This window comes from Hyphococcus lacteus (assembly GCF_041058985.1).
Taxonomy (GTDB): domain Bacteria; phylum Pseudomonadota; class Alphaproteobacteria; order Caulobacterales; family Parvularculaceae; genus Hyphococcus; species Hyphococcus lacteus.
In genome coordinates, this window is record NZ_JBEHZE010000001.1 from 2,341,955 (window position 1) to 2,360,693 (window position 18,739).

The window sequence follows — 18,739 nt, forward strand, 5'->3', positions numbered from 1 at the left end:
TCGGCGCGGGCTACGCTCGGGCGTTATGAATAGGGAAATACATCAATGGGGATTTGGATACGTTGGATCGGAGCATTGATTTTCGCGGGATTAGTTGCCGCATTCTCCTATCTGAAAACGCCCAAATTCCAAGCGTTTGACACAGATGCTGCGCTCCAGGCCGCGAGTGCCTATGACGCACGGGTTATTCGCGACCGGTTTGGGGTGCCACATATTTACGGCGCACGAGACGCTGATGTGGCCTTTGGTCTTGCTTACGCCCACGCAGAGGACGACTGGGCAACGATTGAGGAAGTGATTTTCTTTTCGCGGGGCCAGCTAGCGCTACGCAATGGCAAGGCAGCTGCGATCCCTGATTATCTTATCGCAGCATTAGGCATCAAAGAATCCATCGAAACGAAGTATGAAACGGATCTTTCGGCCAAATCGCGCACAATCGCCGAAGCTTATGCCGCCGGGATCAATCTTTATTGCGCCGAGGAAAAGCGCCGATGCGCGCATGGCGCTGCCCCGGTGACCGGCAAAGATATTGTTGCGGGCTTCACATCGCGTACGCCGTTTTTCTATGGGCTTGATCAACAACTCACGAAAATATTCGAGGGCGACGTCGAGCTGGCCGAGGCTGCGAAACAAACCCGCGAAGCCTTTTTGCAGGTGCCGCGCGGATTTGAAACCGGATCGAACGCAATGGCCGTCGCGCCGTCTCGCTCGGCGGATGGCCATACGCGCCTGATGGTCAATTCACATCAACCTTTTGAGGGGCCGGTGGCTTGGTATGAAGCGCGGGTCAAATCGGACGAGGGCTGGGACATGATTGGCGGATTGTTTCCGGGCGCGCCACTAATCCTGCATGGGGCGGGGCCGGATTTAGGGTGGGCCTTTACCGTCAATAAACCCGACCTTGTCGATGTTTATGCGCTCGAGGTCGATAACGCCAAAAACCCTAAACGATATATGTTTGATGGCGAATGGCGCGATCTTGATATTCGCAAAGTAAAATTTCGCGTAAAACTGTTCGGTCCATTAAGCCTCCCAGTAACTCGGAAGGCCATAAAATCTGTTCACGGACCAGTGTTCGTAACGGACAATGGCGTGTTTGCGGTTTCTTATGCGGGCGCGAACGACATCCGAACCCTAGAGCAATGGTATCGAATGAACCGGGCAAGCGATTACACCGAATGGCGTGACGCATTGTCGATGCTCGCGATCCCTAGTTTTAATGTGGTTTACGCCGACGGTGACGGTATCATCGCCTATTACTACAACGCCGCTTTGCCCATTCGCGAGGCGGGCGTTAATTGGTCAAAGGTCCAGCCCGGCGACGACCCTGCATTGTTGTGGCGCGGTACACGCAAGCTGAACGAGGTGCCGCAAGTGGTCATGCCGCACTCCGGCTATGTGGTGAATGCCAATCATCCGCCATTCGCCGCTTCTGGCCCAGAGGATAACCCCCAATCAGAAAATTTCCCGCCCCATTACGGTGTTGATCAGCGAACCACCAATCGCGGAATTCGCATTCAGGCACTTTACGGCACCGACCCGTCTATTACCCCGGAGGAATTTGTCGCGTATAAATTCGATAATCGTTACGCAGAGGGTTCGCGTTTGATGGAGGTCGTCAATTCGGTCCTCACAAATGCCGATAGCGATAGCAAAGCTGAGGAAATATCCGTACTGCGCGGCTGGGACGGTGCTGTCACGACCGATAGTCGCGGCGCGCCATTGGCGGTTCTTACGGCGCAACGGGCGCGGGGGAGCCTACTCAACGACGAAAATGTTGAGACGCCAGACTATCTAACAGCATTCCGCGAAACCGCCGCAGATTTGCGGGCAGGTTTTGGGCGTGTTGACCCGACATGGGGTGAAGTTGTGCGGCTCAAACGCGGCGCGCAATCATTGCCGGTGAATGGTGGGCCAGACACCTTGCGCGCGATCTATCCCGATGGTGACCTGACCCAAGGACCGCTAAAGGCTGTTGGCGGCGATAGCTATATTCTTTATGCGGATTGGTCTGGACCACGCGATGTATCGATCAAAACCATTCATCAATATGGTGCAGCGACACTTGATGAAACATCGCCGCATTATGCGGATCAGGCCCCATTATTTGCAGATGAAAACTGGAAATCACCGCCAATGGAGCTTGAAGAATTGTTGTCCGAGGCAACAGCGGACTATCGCCCCGGACAGACACCTTAGGCGATACCGAATTTTTCGAGCGCAGCCTTGGCGATAGGCTCGCCCCATTCCTGCACGAAATGCCCAGCCTCGGCGACTTCCATTGGTTCCGGGCAGTTCTTGATGATCGAGCGCAAGAACGCCATTGCTGGTGGGCCAAGCACAGGGTCTTGCATTCCTACGGCCATGAAACTGTCGCCCGACCATTGCTCGGACCAAAATTCCCGCGCCTTGCGAGAGGTTTCAACACCTTCGCTGGCGATTTTGGTTAGGTCATCGTCAGGACCTTCTTTTAACATCACAAGCTCAGGAAAACGCCGTACGCCCCCTTTATAAGATTGATCGGGGAAGGGCGCGTTATAGGCATCGACCTCAGCGTCAGTAAGGATCGGCGTCGCGCGCTTCATCAGGCCGCCCACATTAAGATCAGGGTTCGCGCGGTTAAACGCGCGCCACGCCGCAAAACCTTCGCCCGCATTTTCGCCGGTCGGCAGGCCGGTATTCATTACCAAAAGCCGCGAATACCGATCCGGCGCTTCCATAGGCAGGGTCAGACCCAAAACGCCGCCCCAATCCTGCACCACCAGACACACATTCTTAAGGTCCAACCGTTCGACAAATTCAAGCAGCGAGTCGCGATGGAAATGATAGCGATAGACGTCGTCATCCACCGGCTTATCGGAACGGCCAAAGCCAAACATATCGACCGCAATGGCGCGATGGCCCGCGCCAGTAAATACCGGGATCATCTTGCGGAACAGATAGGCCCATGATGGCTCGCCATGGATACAAAGGAACGTCACATCGGCGTCTTTGGGCCCTTCGTCCACATAATGCATGCGCAAGCCGTCATACCCCTTGAGGTCTTCAACGTATTTTGGCGCATAGGGCCAAGCGTCAAGAGTATTAAATCGCTCATCGGGGGTTCTTAATGCCTTGATTGCCATATATTTTCCTTCCGGTTGAAATCTTGACGTCTCTGGTCTTTATAGTCCCGCAAATAGGCGCAAGACCCAAGGCTCAACAGCAGCTAGACCAATAACAAAAAGGCGATGTGATAAATGGCAGAAGTAAATTGTGATCTCGTAGTGATCGGTTCAGGTCCTGGCGGCTATGTGGCGGCGATCCGCGCCAGCCAGCTCGGGATGAAAACGGTAATTATTGAGCGCGATGCACTGGGCGGTGTCTGCTTGAACTGGGGTTGTATTCCCACCAAGGCGCTTTTGCGTACTGCCGAAGTCTATACCAACATGAAACACGCTGAGAGCTTTGGCCTAAAAGCTGAGGGTATCGGCTTTGACCTTGATGCGGTCGTCAAACGCTCGCGCGGTGTCTCTGCTCAGATGGAAAAGGGCATTGGCTACCTCATGAAGAAAAACAAGGTCGAGGTCATCAACGGCACCGCTCGTCTGGAAAAGGGCACCAATGCCCCAACGGTTAAGGTCAAAACCAAAGACGGCGAGACCACGGTCAAAGCAAAACATGTGATTGTCGCTACGGGCGCGCGCGCACGGACGATTCCACAGGCCGGGCTAGAGCCGGACGGTAAATTCATCTGGACCGCAAAAGAAGCCATGGTCCCCGATGTGATGCCAAAGAAACTGCTGGTCATTGGCTCCGGCGCAATCGGTATCGAGTTCGCGAGCTTTTATAACGCGCTGGGCGCAGAGACGACCGTGGTCGAAATGGTTGACCGAATTCTGCCCGCCGAAGACGCAGAGATTTCCAAATTCGCTGAAAAGCAATTCAAAAAACAAGGGATGAAAATCCTCACCAGCGCGTCCGTCGAAAAGCTGGACAAAGGCAAAGACAGCGTCAAAGCCACGATTAAACTAAAAGACGGCAAGACCGAAACCGTAGAAGCCGACCGGGTTGTCCTCGCGATTGGGATTACGGGCAATACGGAGAATTTAGGGCTAGAGGCTGTGGGCGCGAAAATTGATCGCGGCCATGTGGTTGTCAATGAATGGCTAGAGACCGGCGTTAAGGGTCTTTACGCGATTGGTGACATTGTCGGCGCGCCGTGGCTCGCGCACAAAGCCTCCCACGAGGGGACAATCTGTGTTGAGAAGATCGCCGGTCAAAAAGGCGTTCACCCGCTAAAGGTCAGCCTCATTCCCGGTTGTACCTATTCCAACCCACAAATCGCGTCGGTGGGCCTGACCGAAGCCAAGGCGAAAGAGCAGGGCCACAAGGTCAAGGTTGGCCGCTTTCCGTTCAACGGCAACGGCAAAGCGGTTGCGCTGGGTGAGCCAGAAGGCATGGTCAAAACCGTGTTTGACGAAAAAACCGGCGAGCTATTGGGCGCACATATGATTGGCGCGGAAGTCACCGAGCTTATTCAGGGCTTCGGCCTCGCGCGGTCAATGGAGGCGGTCGAAGAAGACCTGATGCACGCGATCTTCCCGCATCCAACCCTTTCGGAGATGATGCACGAATCCGTGCTCGACGCCTATGGCAAGGTCATCCATATTTAATCACTGACCTTTGCGCGCGAATATTGATCGGGCGGCGTAATAACCGCCCGAGAAATAGGTGAGTGCGTTGAGTTAAGTTTTTATATCTACGTCAATTCCGTGATGATATTTTATTCTAACCTTATTGATAAGGTTTTCTTGACCAATTTCTTTCAGCGCTTGAATGGTGGTTTCTGTTAGCTTTTTCTCGTGAGGTTTGGGGTTACTAATTGTGCTTGCAAATAACAACCGTTGTTTTGCGGTCCGAAGCTTATCGCCTTCGAGTTGAATTAGCAGGGACTTAAGTTTGTCTACTGATAATTCGTTTAGTGCTTTAGCAGATATCTCGGATATATATTCTTCGTTTTGTCCAAGCAGGATGTCTAATGGGGTGGGTTTGTTATCAGATTCATTAGCATTTGTGATCATAAGTGCCTTCAGATCACTATCTTTAACATTATATCCCTCGTTGTTTGCATTGTACCAATAATCATATGAGCCGACTCTATTTGCTTTGAAACGTGTTATAATCTGTTTGACTTCATCTTCAGCTTTAAGGGATTTCAATAATATTATCGATGAATCGAGGTCGCGGAATGATATGTTGTCAAGTATATTTAATGTCGTTTCAGTGAGGCGGGAAACGATTTCATCTAAGTTGTTTTTATAGCTATCATGGAATAGTCGCCACGCATTCGCAAACTCGTCTTTCAATTTCTTAGATTTCAGAATGCTGTGATCCCGTTCTACTATTTTACAAATTTTTTCGTGATTAAAATAACCATTTTTGACGCCGGCTAAAATTTCCTCGTCTAACTCGTCAATGTAAGTGAGGCCATAATCTCGCAAAATTTCATCATACAATTTATTTGAGTCTGGTTTTTCACTTGGTTCCTCGGAAGATAGAGTTTCCATTATTTCTATATGGTCAGGGTGCCGATTTTTGAATACCAATTCGATTGGCGGGGCAATACTCGGCTGAAGTTCGATCCAAGAGAAGAGGCAAAGTGAATGCAAAGCAGCGTATCTAATTTCTTCATGAGTTGCACAAACTGAATTATCGAGCATTGATCCGAAGTGCTTTATTTTTTTGAGAACTCGGATGTTTTTAATGCCTAACTTTTTTGATAGTTCACTGAGGGTTTTTTCTAAGTAACCATCGTTATCAAAAACAATTTTGTGGCAGTCGTCTAATGATGGATCGAAGCTAATTTTTTTGTCTACAACTTTTTCTAAGTGTTTTTCGAAATTCTTTTTATCGTCCGGTGAAAGCCGCTCGTCGTTTAAAATTAAAACGACCTTACAGTTTCTTTGTTCTTTTAAAAATGACGCTAGTCCCAAGACATCGATAATCCGAAGGTTTTCTCCACGTCTTTCGAAGTCATCGATGCAAACTATCCTATTGCGTACCGACGCAAAGAATAGGCCTGAACCTGCCTTTATCCATGCACCGATAATTGGAGCCTCCGCAGCTGCGTTGCGAGACTTTTGAATAGATGATAAAAAGGACTTACTTCCATCTGAAATTACATTCACAACTGGGTTTGCGTCGGATCCATTCAAAAATTCGGAATTTTCAAAAATGGCTAGTTTCAATTTCTCTAAGGAATTGCAGCCAAAAAGTGAAACGTATGCATGATCATTGTACCCACTGTTTCCGTCCTTCAATTGTTCAGTGAGTATTTTGTTCCAGAGATATGTTTTTCCAACTCCCCAGTTTCCTGAAATACAAAGAACCTCGGGCGTTTTTGTTCGTAAAAACTCCACTATTACTTTTGAAACTAAATTGGTCGCAGTCATGGAAATTCCCGTTTTAGAATTTTAATATTGAGATTATTACTTCATATTTCGACAATGTATACTTCCCCTCCCATCATACCACCGCTTTGAAACCCGTGGATAGATATCCACGGGTTTTGTTTTGGGCCTAGGGTCTCGGTCGTGTCTCTTGTGGCTGAGCCATTGGCGCGGGCGTTGATACGCCGCGCAGAACCCTTTTTGGCCCATGAGACGCCGTGACCGGTTGCCGGTACGGCTCTTTGACAATTTGGAATTTACGCGCGCCGGTGAACAAGAGTTCATGCGGGTTTGCTGGCGCGCGCGGGAACAAGGTTGGCCGTCGGGATGTTTGTATTTCACAAACAGGGAGGCCCGAGATGCCAACAACGGAAAGAACTACGCCGACACATGAAAACCCGAAGCCGAATATTGATCAGAATGAACACGAAGAGGCCGATCAGAAGAACAATTACGGCGGACGCTCAGAAAAGCCCGATGGCGATGTGAACCCCGCCGAAGATATGCATATTGATGATGACGAGAAAGAAAAGCCAGCGTGTACGGATTATCACGATGCAAAAAACCGAAAAGACAATGATTAGGGCTTTCGCCGCAAGACACGCCCGGCTTTAACCGCGTCTTTGCCGAATTTCTCGCGGATGGCGTCGATGGCTTTTTCCTGTTTGGCGATGCGCGCATTGTCTTCGCCGAACAGGTCGGTTTCAAAATGCTCGCCCGCGTCAGACAACCCCGAAAAGCCAACCCCGATCAGGCGATAGGCGCGCCCTTGGGCGGCGTCATGCAATAGGGGTTTTGCTGCCGCAAATGCCGTGCGTGCTAAGTTCGATGGGGAGCCAAGGGTTTTAGCGCGGGTGATGGTTTTGAAATCCGCAGATTTCAGTTTGAGGGTCACTGTGCGGCCCTCGAACCCGCTGGCCTTCATCCGTGCAGAGACCTTATCGCATAGCTCCCACAAAACATCTTCGAGCCATGCCACATCGCGAATGTCGCTATTGAACGTGGTTTCTGATGATACGCTTTTTGTCTCGCGCTCTGGTTTGATTTTGCGGGTGTCATCACCGCGCGATAGTCGCGCAAGGCGCAAGCCCATCTCGCCATAGCGTTTGCCCAGCGAGCCAGCGTCCATGGTCTGGAGTTGGCCGATCATTTTGATGCCGTCTTGCTCTAGCTTGCGGGCCATGGCGGCACCAACACCCCAGATCATCGTGACGGGCTGTTTCGCGAGGAAGCTTTTTGCCTCCGCCGCGCCGATCACCGAAAACCCGCGCGGCTTGTCGAGGTCGGACGCCATCTTGGCGAGGAATTTATTGTGTGAAAGCCCGATAGACGCGGTGACGCCCATTTCCCGTTGCACACGCGCCTGAAGTTTTGCGAGGGTCACGGCTGGCGGTGTGCCATGAAGCCGGGTCGTGCCCGAAAGGTCCATAAAAGCTTCGTCAATCGAAAGCGGTTCGACCATCGGCGTCAGGTCGCGCATCATTTGGCGGATCTCGCGGCCAACCTTGGCGTATTTTTCCATGTTGGGTTTGATGATCACGGCGTTGGGGCAGGCGGCCTTTGCCTTGAACATCGGCATCGCCGATTTTACGCCATAGGTACGCGCCACGTAACACGCCGTCGCCACCACGCCGCGCACACCGCCACCGATGATCACGGGCTTATCCTCTAGGCTTGGGTCGTCGCGTTTTTCGATTGAGGCATAAAAAGCATCGCAATCGAGATGGGCGATTGAAAGGGCAAACAGCTCGTTATGGTGAATGATTCGCCCAGATTTACAGGAATCGCACAGCCGTGACCCATTTTGGGCCGGAGCGTAACAATCGCGGCAGAATCCAGTAAATCCGGTAAAATCAGACATTTAACTCAAAATCTAATTGGCTATGGGGGCAAAAAAAGTGCTGCCTTAGGCGCAAGATAAACATTCAATTAAGACCTTTTGCGCAAAACTTTCTATTGGCCGCATTGATTCGTGATGTAGCCTCTGAAGTTAAGACATAAAGGCGTACTATGTCGGCCATGGAAAAGCTCGATTACTCGGCGCTCCCCAAGACGGTACTCATTGTTGAAGACAATGAACTGAACATGAAGCTGTTCAGAGACCTGTTGGAAGCCCACGGTTACAATACTCTTGAGGCCCGTACCGGCCCAGAGGCATTAGAACGCCTTGGGGAACATCGTCCCGATCTTATTTTAATGGATATTCAACTGCCTGAGTTTTCGGGCCTCGAAGTTACCAAAAAAATTAAAAGTAATAATGATTTGGCTGATATTCCGGTCATTGCGGTCACTGCTTTCGCCATGAAAGGCGATGAAGAGCGCATTCGTCAGGGGGGATGCGAAGATTATATCGCAAAACCTATCTCAGTCGTCTCGTTTCTTGAGAAAGTGAAAAGGTATTTGGATTAGACTTCCTTCTATCCGAAACCCTTAAGTTAACGGGGGCTGCATGACGGCGCGCGTATTAGTCGTCGACGATCTTGAACCGAACGTGAAACTGCTCGAAGCAAAACTGCGAGCTGAGTATTTTGACGTCATCGGCGCTTATTCCGGTCAAGAGGCAATCGACCTTGCGATGCGGGAGAAGCCCGACATCATTTTGCTGGACGTCATGATGCCTGGCATGGATGGGTTTGAGGCTTGTCGAATTCTAAAGAACGATCCTGAAACCATGCACATTCCTGTGGTGATGGTGACGGCACTCGACCAACAGGCCGATCGCGTTGCGGGGCTTGAGGCTGGTGCGGATGATTTTTTGACCAAGCCCGTTGAGGATCTTGCGCTATTTGCAAGGGTGCGGAGCCTGACACGCCTCAAAATGATGACCGACGAATTGCGTGCGCGCCATGCGACGGGCAAAGACCTCGGCGTTGTTGGCAGTATTGATCCGGATTCTGACGCAAGCGAAGCGCGGATTTTCCTGATTGATGACAACGAAGATCAGGCATCTCGTTTGATGACGTCGATTGGTGACGGCAATCATCAGGTTATTCATGAAATTGACCCCGAAGTTGCATTAGGTCGTGCGCGGCTTGGTGATTTTGACCTGATCATTATCAATCTATCGATTGAAGCGATGGATCCATTGCGCCTTTGTTCTTCGATCCGTTCATTCGAAGAGACACGCCTCACACCGATTCTTGGGGTCGTGCGGGTTGGTGATACGCGCAAACTTGTTCGCGCACTTGATATTGGCGTCAATGATTATGTGACGCGTCCGGTTGACCGCAACGAGCTATCTGCGCGCATCGCGACGCAGTTACGCCGTAAGCGCTATGTGGACCAGCTTCGGTCGTCATTCCAGGTATCACTTGAAATGGCGGTTACCGATCAGCTAACGGGGCTTTATAACCGTCGTTATTTGGCGAGCCATCTTTCGGCGATGTTTGATCGCGCATTTTGGACTGGTCGTCCATTGGCGGTGATGGTTATCGACATTGATCACTTCAAATCGGTCAATGACGTACACGGACATGACACCGGTGATCGAGTGTTACAGGAATTTGCTGATCGGATTACGAATTCGATTCGTGGGATTGATCTGGCCTGTCGTTATGGCGGCGAAGAATTCCTGATTGCGATGCCTGACACGGACCTTGCTTTCGCGTCAGTCGTGGCGGAGCGCCTGCGCCAAGAAGTGGCCAGCTCGAAGTTCAAGCTCAATAGCGGGCGCGATGAGCTGGGCGTAACGGTGAGTATCGGTCTTGCATCCACTGAAGATAGCTCAGAGGAAGACACAGCCCAGAAGCTGATTAAACGAGCCGACGAGGCGCTTTATGAAGCCAAAAACGGTGGTCGAAACCGGGTGATCAAAAGTGCTGCCTGAAAGGCAGAATTGACGGAAATCGAATAAATTCTGCCAACAAAAAAAGCCGCCTCAAGAGGCGGCTTTCGTATATCCGAAAAAGAGAAGGGCGATCTTACTTGATCTTGCCTTCCTTGAATTCAACATGCTTACGCGCAACCGGATCGTACTTTTTCAAGACGAGCTTCTCGGTCATTGTGCGAGTGTTCTTTTTCGTAACATAGAAAAAGCCTGTGCCGGCAGAAGAGTTGAGCCGAATTTTAACTGTGGTTGGCTTAGCCATGAATCGCTCCTCAGCGCCGAAATTCTCTTAAAACGAGCGCGGAACATACAGCGAGACCTTTTGGTGTCAAGTCAGCTGTGGCGCTTTTGCTTATCTATAGGGCGAAAATCGCCCGAAATGATTATGCGTCTGAATTCGGGTCCGCGTTTGGACCGCCGAACCCATGCATCCGGTTGGCCCATTGCAGTCCGATCATGGCACCTTTGGCGATGGGCAGGGTGAACCAGGACGAGATCAACAGAATCGGAAGCCAGACCAAGAACTGGACCCACATTGCCGGGTCGAATTCTGCTTCTACCCAAAGTGCGATCGGAATGATGATGTGGCCCACCAGCATGATCGTGAGGTAGGGCGGGGCATCGTCGGCCCGGTGGCCTGAGAAATCCTGACCGCAAACCGCACATTCATCATTGTTCTTAACATAGCTCTTGAACAGCTTGCCTTCGCCGCACTGTGGGCATTTGCCCATCATGCCGCGCTTCATGGCGTCCCAGACGGGGCGCTGTTCGCGGTCAATGCCGCCAAAGGTATTTACTGCATTTGTCATAGCTAACCTTATTTATGCGTTGCGTGGTTATGGGCATGTGTGTTCTGCGCCTCAATATGCCCAAAGCGCACAAGGGCAAGATGCCACAGCATAAACTGCCCTCAAAGGGGCAGTTTATCACTTGTAAGTTAACCGGTTCGTGAAGGGGGTTAGTCTTTGAAGACGCGATCAAAGATCACGTCGATATTCTTGGTGTGATAACCAAGATCAAATAGCACTTCGATTTCTTTAGCAGAGAGCTTTGCGGTGACGTCGCTATCGCCCTTTAGATTATCAAGAAATGCCCCTTCGCCGCGCCATGCCGGCATGGCGTTACGCTGAACCAAACGATAAGCCTCTTCGCGCGAAGCTCCGGCTTGGGTTAGTGCCAGCAAGACCCGCTGAGAGAAAATAAGGCCGCCAAGACGGTCCATATTTTCCTGCATCCGTTCGGGATAGACAACGAGGTTTTCAACCACATTCGCAAGCCGGTGTAGGGCAAAGTCGAGATGCACAGTCGAATCAGGGCCAATACCGCGCTCCACCGATGAGTGCGAGATATCGCGCTCATGCCAAAGGGCGACATTTTCCATCGCTGGAACAACCGCCATACGAACGAGGCGCGCAAGGCCGGTCAGGTTTTCGGTTAGAATTGGGTTGCGCTTATGTGGCATCGCTGACGAGCCTTTTTGGCCCTTGGAGAAGAACTCTTCAGCTTCGAGAACTTCACTACGCTGAAGATGACGAACCTCTGTTGCGAGTCGTTCAATAGACGAGGCTATGACGCCAAGTGCTGCGAAATAAGCCGCGTGGCGGTCGCGCGGAATAACCTGAGTTGATACTGGCTCAACCTGTAGGCCCATTTTTTCTGCGACGTGTGTTTCAACCGACGGGTCAATATTGGCAAAGGTGCCAACCGCACCGGAGATCGCGCAAACCGCAATTTCTTCGCGGGCCATCTCAAGCCGGCGTTTGCCACGGGCGAATTCCGCATAGAAGGTTGCGAGCTTGACGCCAAAGGTTGTTGGTTCGGCGTGGATACCGTGTGACCGGCCCACGCAAACCGTATCTTTATGTTCGAGTGCGCGTTTCTTTAGCGCCGCGAGAACCCGGTCCATGCCAGTGATCAAAAGATCTGCCGCGCGGGTCATCTGAACCGACAGGCAAGTATCGAGAACATCCGACGATGTCATTCCTTGGTGAACGAAGCGGGCTTCATCACCGACGATTTCTGCGAGATGCGTCAGAAACGCGATGACGTCATGCTTCACTTCGCGTTCAATTTCGTCGATGCGCGCAACATCAAATTCGGCTTTTTCGGCTTTTTCCCAGATGACCTTTGCGGCCTCTTTTGGGATAACACCTAGCTCAGCCATTCGATCAGCCGCATGGGCCTCGATTTCAAACCAGATCCGGTATTTGGATGCGTCGGACCAGATCGCGGCCATTTCAGGACGCGTATAACGAGGTATCATTTAGCGGCTCCGTTCGTGCACAGATGGTGTCTCTGCGCTTATGTCATAATCAATATTGAGAGTGCCCATAGGGGCGTCACGTTTTTGAGGCGGGGCGGGCGGACGCGCATTTGTACGCGTCCCCCAAATCCACCAGCCAATGCCAAGTCCAATGGCAAAGGCGGTGAATAATAGAAACCACATATGAACTGCCAGCCAAAGCATCAAAGTCCCTTCCGTGGTTTAAAGCAGCGCTATTTTAGCGCCCTTTGATATCCGTATAATCACGCTGTGCTGCGCCAGTGTAAATTTGGCGCGGACGGCCGATTTTCTGATTTGGATCTTCGACCATTTCTGACCACTGAGCAATCCACCCAACAGTACGCGCAAGCGCGAACAGAACGGTGAACATTTCAGTCGGGAAGCCAAGCGCCCGAAGCGTAATGCCGGAATAGAAATCGATATTCGGATAGAGTTTTTTCTCTACGAAATAAGGGTCTTCGAGGGCAATCCGTTCAAGTTCCATCGCAACTTCCAAAAGCGGATCTTCGCGAACGCCAAGTGCATCAAGAACTTCGTGACATGCTTTACGCATCACTTTGGCACGTGGGTCGTAATTTTTGTAAACCCGGTGACCAAAGCCCATCAGACGGAATGGATCTGATTTATCTTTTGCACGCGCGATATATTCAGGAATGTTATCAACATGGCCGATTTCTTCGAGCATGTTGAGCGCAGCTTCGTTAGCACCGCCATGGGCAGGACCCCAAAGCGAAGCAATACCCGCCGCAATACACGCAAATGGATTTGCGCCAGATGATCCAGCAAGACGCACCGTCGATGTCGATGCGTTTTGTTCGTGATCCATGTGAAGAATGAAGATCTTGTCGAGCGCGCTAGAGAGCACTGGGTTGACTTCATATTCTTCAGCTTGGACCGCAAAACACATCCGCATGAAGTTTGATGTGTAATCGAGGTCATTGCTTGGGAACACAAATGCCTGACCGATAGAATATTTATAAGCCATAGCCGCAATCGTCGGCATCTTCGCAATCATGCGATGGCTGGCGATCAAGCGCTGTTTTGGATCGTTGATATCCGTTGAGTCGTGATAAAATGCGGAGAGTGCACCAACAACACCAACCATGATCGCCATTGGATGCGCGTCACGACGGAAGCCGTTGTAGAAATTTTTGAGTTGTTCATGGACCATGGTGTGCATGGTGATGGAACGATCAAAATCGACGAGTTCCTGATCGCTAGGCAGTTCGCCTTTTAGAAGAAGATAGGCGACTTCGATGAAGTTTGAATTTTCGGCTAGCTGGTCGATTGGGTAACCGCGATAGAGAAGAACGCCTTCGTCGCCATCAATATAGGTGATTTTCGATTCGCATGATGCCGTAGACGTGAAACCAGGATCGAAAGTAAAAGCGCCCGTATGTTTATAAAGCGCTCTGATATCCACCACGTTTGGGCCGTGGGTTGCCGTGAAGACGGGAAGTTCTGTTGTTTTTCCGGATAGAGTAAAGCTTGCTGTATCTGCTTGATTTAAATCACTTTTCATTAATTAGACCTCTTCGTTTGCGGCGCGTCATCGCTTGTTGCGGCGCACACTAGCCAGTTTATGACATTGTTTCTAGTACGGATTACTGGGCCTGATCCGAAAGCCGGGCGAGCGATTCCTCGCGCCCAAGTCCGTATAGCACCTCACCTAATCCGGGCGAAGGGTGTCCGGCGGTTAATGCAGCACGCGCAGGCTGGCCAACTGCGCCAAATCCGACATTGCGGTCTGCGACAAATGTTTGCAGCCTTTCATCGAGTGCTTCTGCAGAGGTCCAAATGGCTGGATCATCTAAAAGAGCGCAGATATCTGCCAGCATTTGCCGCGCGCCTTCTTTTTTTAGAGGTTTCGCCGATTTTCCCTCGATCTGTAATGGCCGCTTGAGGAGCAAAAACCCGGCGGCTTTAGTGATATCCGCAAGGGTCGCGCAGCGTGATTTCAAAAACGAAGCAGACCGGTTCAAACGGCTTTCTTCATCTGCACCAAGAGTAATACCGTCTTTTGTTAGAAACGGCGTTGCGCGCGCGATGAATTCTTCGTCGCTTAACGCTGCTACATAATGGCTATTCACATGGCTTAGTTTGTCGAGGTCAAGGCGTGACGGTGATTTTCCGACCCCGGATAAATCAAACAGCTTTTTTGCGCGTTCGTAAGAGATAATCTCTTCATCACCATGGCTCCAGCCAAGACGTAACAGGTAATTGGCCAAACCTTCGGGCAAATAGCCCAAATCGCGATAAGCCTCGACGCCAAGCGCGCCGTGACGCTTTGAAAGTTTAGCGCCATCTTGCCCGTGAATAAGCGGCACATGAGCAAAAACAGGAATTTTCCAGCCCAATGCGCTATAGATTTGTGACTGGCGCGCAGCGTTATTCAGGTGGTCGTCCCCGCGTACAACATGGGTAATGCCCATATCATGATCATCAACCACCACCGCAAGATTATAGGTCGGAACGCCATCACTCCGTAGTATGATCAAATCGTCTAGCGCGGCATTCGGAAACGTAACGCGCCCTTGAACCGCGTCATCCACCACCGTTTCGCCATCGCGTGGGGCCTTGAACCGAATGGCAAAAGCCGCGCCGTCAGGCGCGGTCGCCGGGTCGGCTTCTCGCCACGGGCTTTCAAAGCGGATGTTCTCGCTTTTTGCTTTCTCGCGGGCTGCTTCCAGCTCGGCTTGCGTTAAATAACACCGATAGGCTTTACCCTCGTTCAATAGTTGATTGGCGATTTCCGCGTGGCGTTCTGTGCGCGAGAATTGCGAGACTGGTTCTTCGTCCCAATCAAGGCCAAGCCATTTCAAACCATCAAGGATCGCATCGACCGCCGCTTCGGTGTGGCGCGCGCGATCAGTGTCTTCGATTCGCAGCAGGAATTTACCGCCATGACCTCGGGCATAAAGCCAATTAAAAAGCGCAGTTCTTGCGCCGCCAATATGTAGGTAGCCAGTCGGCGAGGGGGCGAAGCGCGTAATGACGGGTTGGGGTTCGTTAGCTTGCGGCATGACTTACGGGCCGACTCCTATATCGATGGTAATTGCGTAAGGGGGATAGCACAGGAATTTTACCAGTGCCTATGCCATGTTTGTTAGCTTGGGGCCAGAACCGCCCAAAATGATGACGGTGAATGACGGTAAAAACCGCCAATCCGCGCGTATTGCGGCCAGAAACACAAAAAGCCGCTAAAATATCGGCGGCGCGCTGGCGTTTTCTCATGGGCGAGCGTCTTTTGGCGTGGGCACAGGCCGATCTTGCACGGGCGTCGATTTGGTCTCCGGTTGCACTTGGTATCGGTGCGGGGGGCTATTTTGGTCTTAAGCAAGAACCGGCTTCGCATCATGGAATGTTGGCCCTCGGGGTTTGCTGTTTAGCGGTTTGGGTAACCACCAAATTCTCGGCAACGCGATTCGGTGCGCTTAAAATACCCGCTTTTGCCTTGATGTTTGTGGCGCTTGGTTTTGTCGCTGCCGATTGGCGCGCCGCCAGCGTAGAAGCGCCTCAACTCTCGCGTGATCTTGGTATTGTCGAAATCTCAGGCCGGTTAGAAACCCTAGAGGTTGGTGATAAAGGGCGGCGATATGTAATCGCGCTTGATCATATCGAAGGACTCTCACCTGAAAACCGCCCGGCGAAAGCGCGGATCACTTGGCGCGGGAAGGAATTTGACGCCCACCCTGGTGATCACATCTCATTGCGCGCAGGGCTTAGCCCGCCACCGCCGCCGGTAACGCCCGGCGGTTTTGATTTTGCACGCCAGCTTTATTTCTATCAGATCGGTGCCGTTGGTTTTGCGGTATCACCGCCCGTCGTTGATCAATCTGCCGAACGGAATTTGCGTCAGCGTTTTGCCGCCTCGGTCGAGACGATGCGTGTCAATTTATTCTCGCGCATTGTCGCGAAAGCACCGGGCGAGGGCGGGGCGATTATTGCCGCTATTGTGACCGGTAAGCGTGATGCGATTACCGAGCGGGCAGAGGCCGCGTTGCGTGATGCGGGTCTTGCGCATTTGCTCGCGATTTCCGGGCTTCATATGGGGCTTGCGACGGGGCTTGTATTTTTTGTCGTGCGGAGTTTGCTTGCGGCAATCGAGCCGGTGTCGCTTCGCTTTCCGATCAAAAAATGGGCAGCGGCGACGGCGCTTTGTTCGGGTGCATTCTATCTTATTCTATCCGGGGGCGGATGGTCTGCGCGACGGGCGTTTATCATGGCCGCTATCATGTTTGTTGCTATACTTGTGGATCGTCGGGCGCTGTCGTTGCGTAACGTTTCGATCGCCGCTGTGATTATTCTTTTGCTGACACCCGAGGCGTTGTTTCATCCCGGTTTCCAAATGTCGTTTGCGGCTGTTGCCGGTTTGATTGCGACGTATGAATGGCTCGGCACGCGTGCAAAAACAGACCGCCTGTTCTCTTGGCAAGAGCGGTTCCGGCGCTATGCAATCGCGCTTGCCGCAACAGATGTGATCGCCGCAATAGCGACTGCGCCCTATGCGCTTTTTCATTTTAATCGGGTCGCGCTATATTCTTTGCCCGCGAACATGGCGGCCATGCCGCTTATGGGCTTTTGGATTGTGCCGACCGCATTGATTGCGTTGTTACTCGCGCCGCTGGGGATTGATGGTTGGGCGTGGCGAATGTCGGCATTTGGCATGGAGGTAGTTCTTGCGATTGCCAGTGAGGTTTCGTCGTGGCGCGGGGCGGTTTCTCTGACGCCGCAATGGCCCCTTGGGGCAATGCTTTCACTAACGTTTGGCGGGCTTTGGTTGTGCTTTTCGCGGGTGCCGTGGCGGTTGGCAGGGCTTGCGGCAATTCCATTGGCGGCGTTGATGGCGGGCGGGGGCGAGAAACCAATTTTATATGTTGCGCCGTCCGGCTTGAACGCCGGTATCGTCGTTGAGGGTGAGTTTGCTGTTTACAATCTGCGCAAAGACCGGTTCGCGATTGGACGCTGGAAGGAAGCGGCGGGCATCGACCCATTATTGGCCGCGACAAAGCCCTTAAAGGCGTTCTACCCATGTGATGAATGGGGATGTGTTGCGCCGCTTTCCGCCAACACTAAAGTCGCTTTTGTCACCGACAAGACGTCACTGGCCGAAGATTGCGGACGTGCGCAAATTGTCATCGCTTTTTATCCTGTGCACAGAAACGACAGTGCCGGATGTAATGCGCAGCTTATAGACCGGCGCGCCGTTTGGCACGGGGGCGCACATGCGGTTTATGTTACCGAGGGTGGCATAAGGGTGCAGACCGCAAATGAAATTCGCGGCGACCGACCGTGGACGGGCGCACCCTAGTCATGACGCCTCAGTGATAGCGGCGCATGATGCCGACGAGTTTGCCCTGAACGGCAACCCGATCGGGGCCATAAATCCGCGTTTCAAAGGCGGGGTTCGCGGCTTCCAACGCGATTGATGCGCCTTTGCGGCGCAGCCGTTTCAAGGTCGCTTCTTGGTCATCGACAAGGGCCACTACAATCGCGCCATTTTCTGCATCGCTGCAACGTTTGATGATCGCGAAATCACCGTCATTGATCCCGGCATTAATCATCGACTCGCCGTCGACTTCGAGAATGTAATGCTCGCCGCCGCCAAGAAATGCTTCGGGCGCAGAAAACCGGTCAACCTCATGTTGAATTGCATCAATAGGCGTACCGGCTGCGATTCGCCCCAGAACCGGAAGATCGACACTGCCCGCCGCTGGTTGCGATTGCCGAGCTGGCCGCGTCGTGGGTTGCGGTATTTGCCGCATCGGTTTGAAATTTGAATTGACGATTGCAGGTTTGAACCCGCGTTGTGCAGGCGCGGGCGGTGCGGCCGCTGTCATGTCATCCGGCAATTTCAAGACTTCGAGTGCCCGGGCCCGGTGCGGCAGTCGCCGAATAAAGCCGCGTTCTTCGAGCGCTGTTATCAGACGGTGAATTCCCGATTTTGACCGAAGCTCAAGCGCTTCTTTCATTTCATCAAAGGAGGGCGAAACCCCGCTTTCTGAAATCCGTTTATTAATGAACAGCAACAGCTCGTGTTGTTTTTTTGTGAGCATGAACGGCCTCGCAATCTTTCCTAGCCCTCGCGCCATGAACGCGGAAAACCTCCACGGTTCAGGCAGCAATGGCGAATAAGTGTCTGATCTTTCAACGCAAGGCTGTTTGCGTAGCCGAAACGACAAAAGAACAAAACAACAA

Annotated in this window: 16 protein-coding genes; 6 read left to right on the forward strand and 10 right to left on the reverse strand. The window is 51.9% G+C overall.

Annotated features, from left to right (window positions below):
* The first annotated feature begins 45 nt into the window (after positions 1-45).
* On the forward strand, positions 46-2,199 hold the full coding sequence (locus tag ABFZ84_RS11140) for a penicillin acylase family protein (protein WP_369314089.1): 2,154 nt from the start codon (positions 46-48) through the stop codon (positions 2,197-2,199).
* On the opposite strand, the gene ABFZ84_RS11145 is transcribed toward ABFZ84_RS11140, so the two are convergent.
* A complete protein-coding gene (locus tag ABFZ84_RS11145) occupies positions 2,196-3,125 on the reverse strand; it encodes a haloalkane dehalogenase (RefSeq protein ID WP_369314090.1) in 930 nt (309 codons plus the stop codon). The two genes, ABFZ84_RS11140 and ABFZ84_RS11145, sit on opposite strands and share 4 nt — an antisense overlap.
* A 114-nt stretch (positions 3,126-3,239) precedes the next feature.
* Here ABFZ84_RS11145 and lpdA point away from each other — a divergent pair, with 114 nt between their 5' ends.
* Positions 3,240-4,655, forward strand: coding sequence for a dihydrolipoyl dehydrogenase (gene lpdA / locus ABFZ84_RS11150; protein ID WP_369314091.1), 1,416 nt, complete (start codon positions 3,240-3,242; stop codon positions 4,653-4,655).
* Between the two features lie 72 nt (positions 4,656-4,727).
* Here the strand turns inward: lpdA and ABFZ84_RS11155 are convergent, their stop codons facing one another.
* On the reverse strand, positions 4,728-6,434 hold the full coding sequence (locus ABFZ84_RS11155; RefSeq protein ID WP_369314092.1) for a P-loop NTPase fold protein: 1,707 nt from the start codon (positions 6,432-6,434) through the stop codon (positions 4,728-4,730).
* A 356-nt stretch (positions 6,435-6,790) separates the two neighbouring features.
* Here ABFZ84_RS11155 and ABFZ84_RS11160 point away from each other — a divergent pair, with 356 nt between their 5' ends.
* Positions 6,791-7,015 carry a hypothetical protein gene (locus ABFZ84_RS11160; RefSeq protein ID WP_369314093.1) on the forward strand — a complete coding sequence of 75 codons (225 nt, stop codon included), beginning with the start codon at positions 6,791-6,793 and terminating at the stop codon, positions 7,013-7,015.
* On the opposite strand, the gene ABFZ84_RS11165 is transcribed toward ABFZ84_RS11160, so the two are convergent.
* Positions 7,012-8,292: a DNA polymerase IV gene (locus tag ABFZ84_RS11165; protein WP_369314094.1), complete on the reverse strand. Its 1,281-nt coding sequence runs from the start codon at positions 8,290-8,292 to the stop codon at positions 7,012-7,014. The genes ABFZ84_RS11160 and ABFZ84_RS11165 overlap by 4 nt on opposite strands.
* 149 nt (positions 8,293-8,441) lie before the next feature.
* On the opposite strand from ABFZ84_RS11165, the gene ABFZ84_RS11170 reads away from it, so the two are divergent.
* Together ABFZ84_RS11170 and ABFZ84_RS11175 are read left to right on the forward strand one after the other, a co-directional pair.
* The gene (locus tag ABFZ84_RS11170) at positions 8,442-8,840 is read left to right on the forward strand and encodes a response regulator (RefSeq protein WP_369314095.1); all 399 of its coding nucleotides are present in this window, start codon (positions 8,442-8,444) and stop codon (positions 8,838-8,840) included.
* Positions 8,841-8,880: 40 nt separating this feature from the next.
* Entirely contained in the window at positions 8,881-10,257 is a 1,377-nt protein-coding gene (locus ABFZ84_RS11175; protein WP_369314096.1) for a PleD family two-component system response regulator, read from the forward strand.
* Positions 10,258-10,351: 94 nt separating this feature from the next.
* On the opposite strand, the gene rpmG is transcribed toward ABFZ84_RS11175, so the two are convergent.
* The 6 genes from rpmG to gltX form a co-directional block, all read right to left on the reverse strand.
* Positions 10,352-10,519 carry a 50S ribosomal protein L33 gene (gene rpmG / locus ABFZ84_RS11180; RefSeq protein ID WP_369314097.1) on the reverse strand — a complete coding sequence of 56 codons (168 nt, stop codon included), beginning with the start codon at positions 10,517-10,519 and terminating at the stop codon, positions 10,352-10,354.
* 121 nt (positions 10,520-10,640) lie between these two features.
* On the reverse strand, positions 10,641-11,066 hold the full coding sequence (locus ABFZ84_RS11185; protein WP_369314098.1) for a DUF983 domain-containing protein: 426 nt from the start codon (positions 11,064-11,066) through the stop codon (positions 10,641-10,643).
* Positions 11,067-11,215: 149 nt separating this feature from the next.
* Positions 11,216-12,520, reverse strand: coding sequence for an adenylosuccinate lyase (purB, locus tag ABFZ84_RS11190; RefSeq protein WP_369314099.1), 1,305 nt, complete (start codon positions 12,518-12,520; stop codon positions 11,216-11,218).
* Positions 12,521-12,724, reverse strand: a complete 204-nt coding sequence (locus ABFZ84_RS11195; protein WP_369314100.1) for a hypothetical protein — start codon at positions 12,722-12,724, stop codon at positions 12,521-12,523.
* A 34-nt stretch (positions 12,725-12,758) separates the two neighbouring features.
* Positions 12,759-14,063: a citrate synthase gene (gene gltA, locus ABFZ84_RS11200; RefSeq protein ID WP_369314101.1), complete on the reverse strand. Its 1,305-nt coding sequence runs from the start codon at positions 14,061-14,063 to the stop codon at positions 12,759-12,761.
* Positions 14,064-14,145: 82 nt separating this feature from the next.
* On the reverse strand, positions 14,146-15,564 hold the full coding sequence (gene gltX, locus ABFZ84_RS11205) for a glutamate--tRNA ligase (protein ID WP_369314102.1): 1,419 nt from the start codon (positions 15,562-15,564) through the stop codon (positions 14,146-14,148).
* 122 nt (positions 15,565-15,686) lie between these two features.
* Between gltX and ABFZ84_RS11210 the strand changes: the two genes are divergently transcribed.
* A complete protein-coding gene (locus tag ABFZ84_RS11210) occupies positions 15,687-17,852 on the forward strand; it encodes a ComEC/Rec2 family competence protein (protein WP_369314103.1) in 2,166 nt (721 codons plus the stop codon).
* A gap of 10 nt (positions 17,853-17,862) precedes the next feature.
* Here ABFZ84_RS11210 and lexA read toward each other — a convergent pair whose 3' ends face one another.
* Positions 17,863-18,597: a transcriptional repressor LexA gene (gene lexA, locus ABFZ84_RS11215; protein ID WP_369314104.1), complete on the reverse strand. Its 735-nt coding sequence runs from the start codon at positions 18,595-18,597 to the stop codon at positions 17,863-17,865.
* Positions 18,598-18,739: the final 142 nt, after the last annotated feature.

Coding starts and splice junctions, on each gene's coding strand:
- lpdA (WP_369314091.1), top strand. CDS start 3,240: ATGGCAGAAGTAAATTGTGATCTCGTAGTGATCGGTTCAGGTCCTGGC.
- gltA (WP_369314101.1), bottom strand. CDS start 14,063: ATGAAAAGTGATTTAAATCAAGCAGATACAGCAAGCTTTACTCTATCC.
- ABFZ84_RS11175 (WP_369314096.1), top strand. CDS start 8,881: ATGACGGCGCGCGTATTAGTCGTCGACGATCTTGAACCGAACGTGAAA.
- rpmG (WP_369314097.1), bottom strand. CDS start 10,519: ATGGCTAAGCCAACCACAGTTAAAATTCGGCTCAACTCTTCTGCCGGC.
- ABFZ84_RS11160 (WP_369314093.1), top strand. CDS start 6,791: ATGCCAACAACGGAAAGAACTACGCCGACACATGAAAACCCGAAGCCG.
- lexA (WP_369314104.1), bottom strand. CDS start 18,597: ATGCTCACAAAAAAACAACACGAGCTGTTGCTGTTCATTAATAAACGG.
- ABFZ84_RS11140 (WP_369314089.1), top strand. CDS start 46: ATGGGGATTTGGATACGTTGGATCGGAGCATTGATTTTCGCGGGATTA.
- ABFZ84_RS11165 (WP_369314094.1), bottom strand. CDS start 8,292: ATGTCTGATTTTACCGGATTTACTGGATTCTGCCGCGATTGTTACGCT.
- ABFZ84_RS11195 (WP_369314100.1), bottom strand. CDS start 12,724: ATGCTTTGGCTGGCAGTTCATATGTGGTTTCTATTATTCACCGCCTTT.
- ABFZ84_RS11145 (WP_369314090.1), bottom strand. CDS start 3,125: ATGGCAATCAAGGCATTAAGAACCCCCGATGAGCGATTTAATACTCTT.
- purB (WP_369314099.1), bottom strand. CDS start 12,520: ATGATACCTCGTTATACGCGTCCTGAAATGGCCGCGATCTGGTCCGAC.
- ABFZ84_RS11170 (WP_369314095.1), top strand. CDS start 8,442: ATGTCGGCCATGGAAAAGCTCGATTACTCGGCGCTCCCCAAGACGGTA.
- gltX (WP_369314102.1), bottom strand. CDS start 15,564: ATGCCGCAAGCTAACGAACCCCAACCCGTCATTACGCGCTTCGCCCCC.
- ABFZ84_RS11155 (WP_369314092.1), bottom strand. CDS start 6,434: ATGACTGCGACCAATTTAGTTTCAAAAGTAATAGTGGAGTTTTTACGA.
- ABFZ84_RS11210 (WP_369314103.1), top strand. CDS start 15,687: ATGACGGTAAAAACCGCCAATCCGCGCGTATTGCGGCCAGAAACACAA.
- ABFZ84_RS11185 (WP_369314098.1), bottom strand. CDS start 11,066: ATGACAAATGCAGTAAATACCTTTGGCGGCATTGACCGCGAACAGCGC.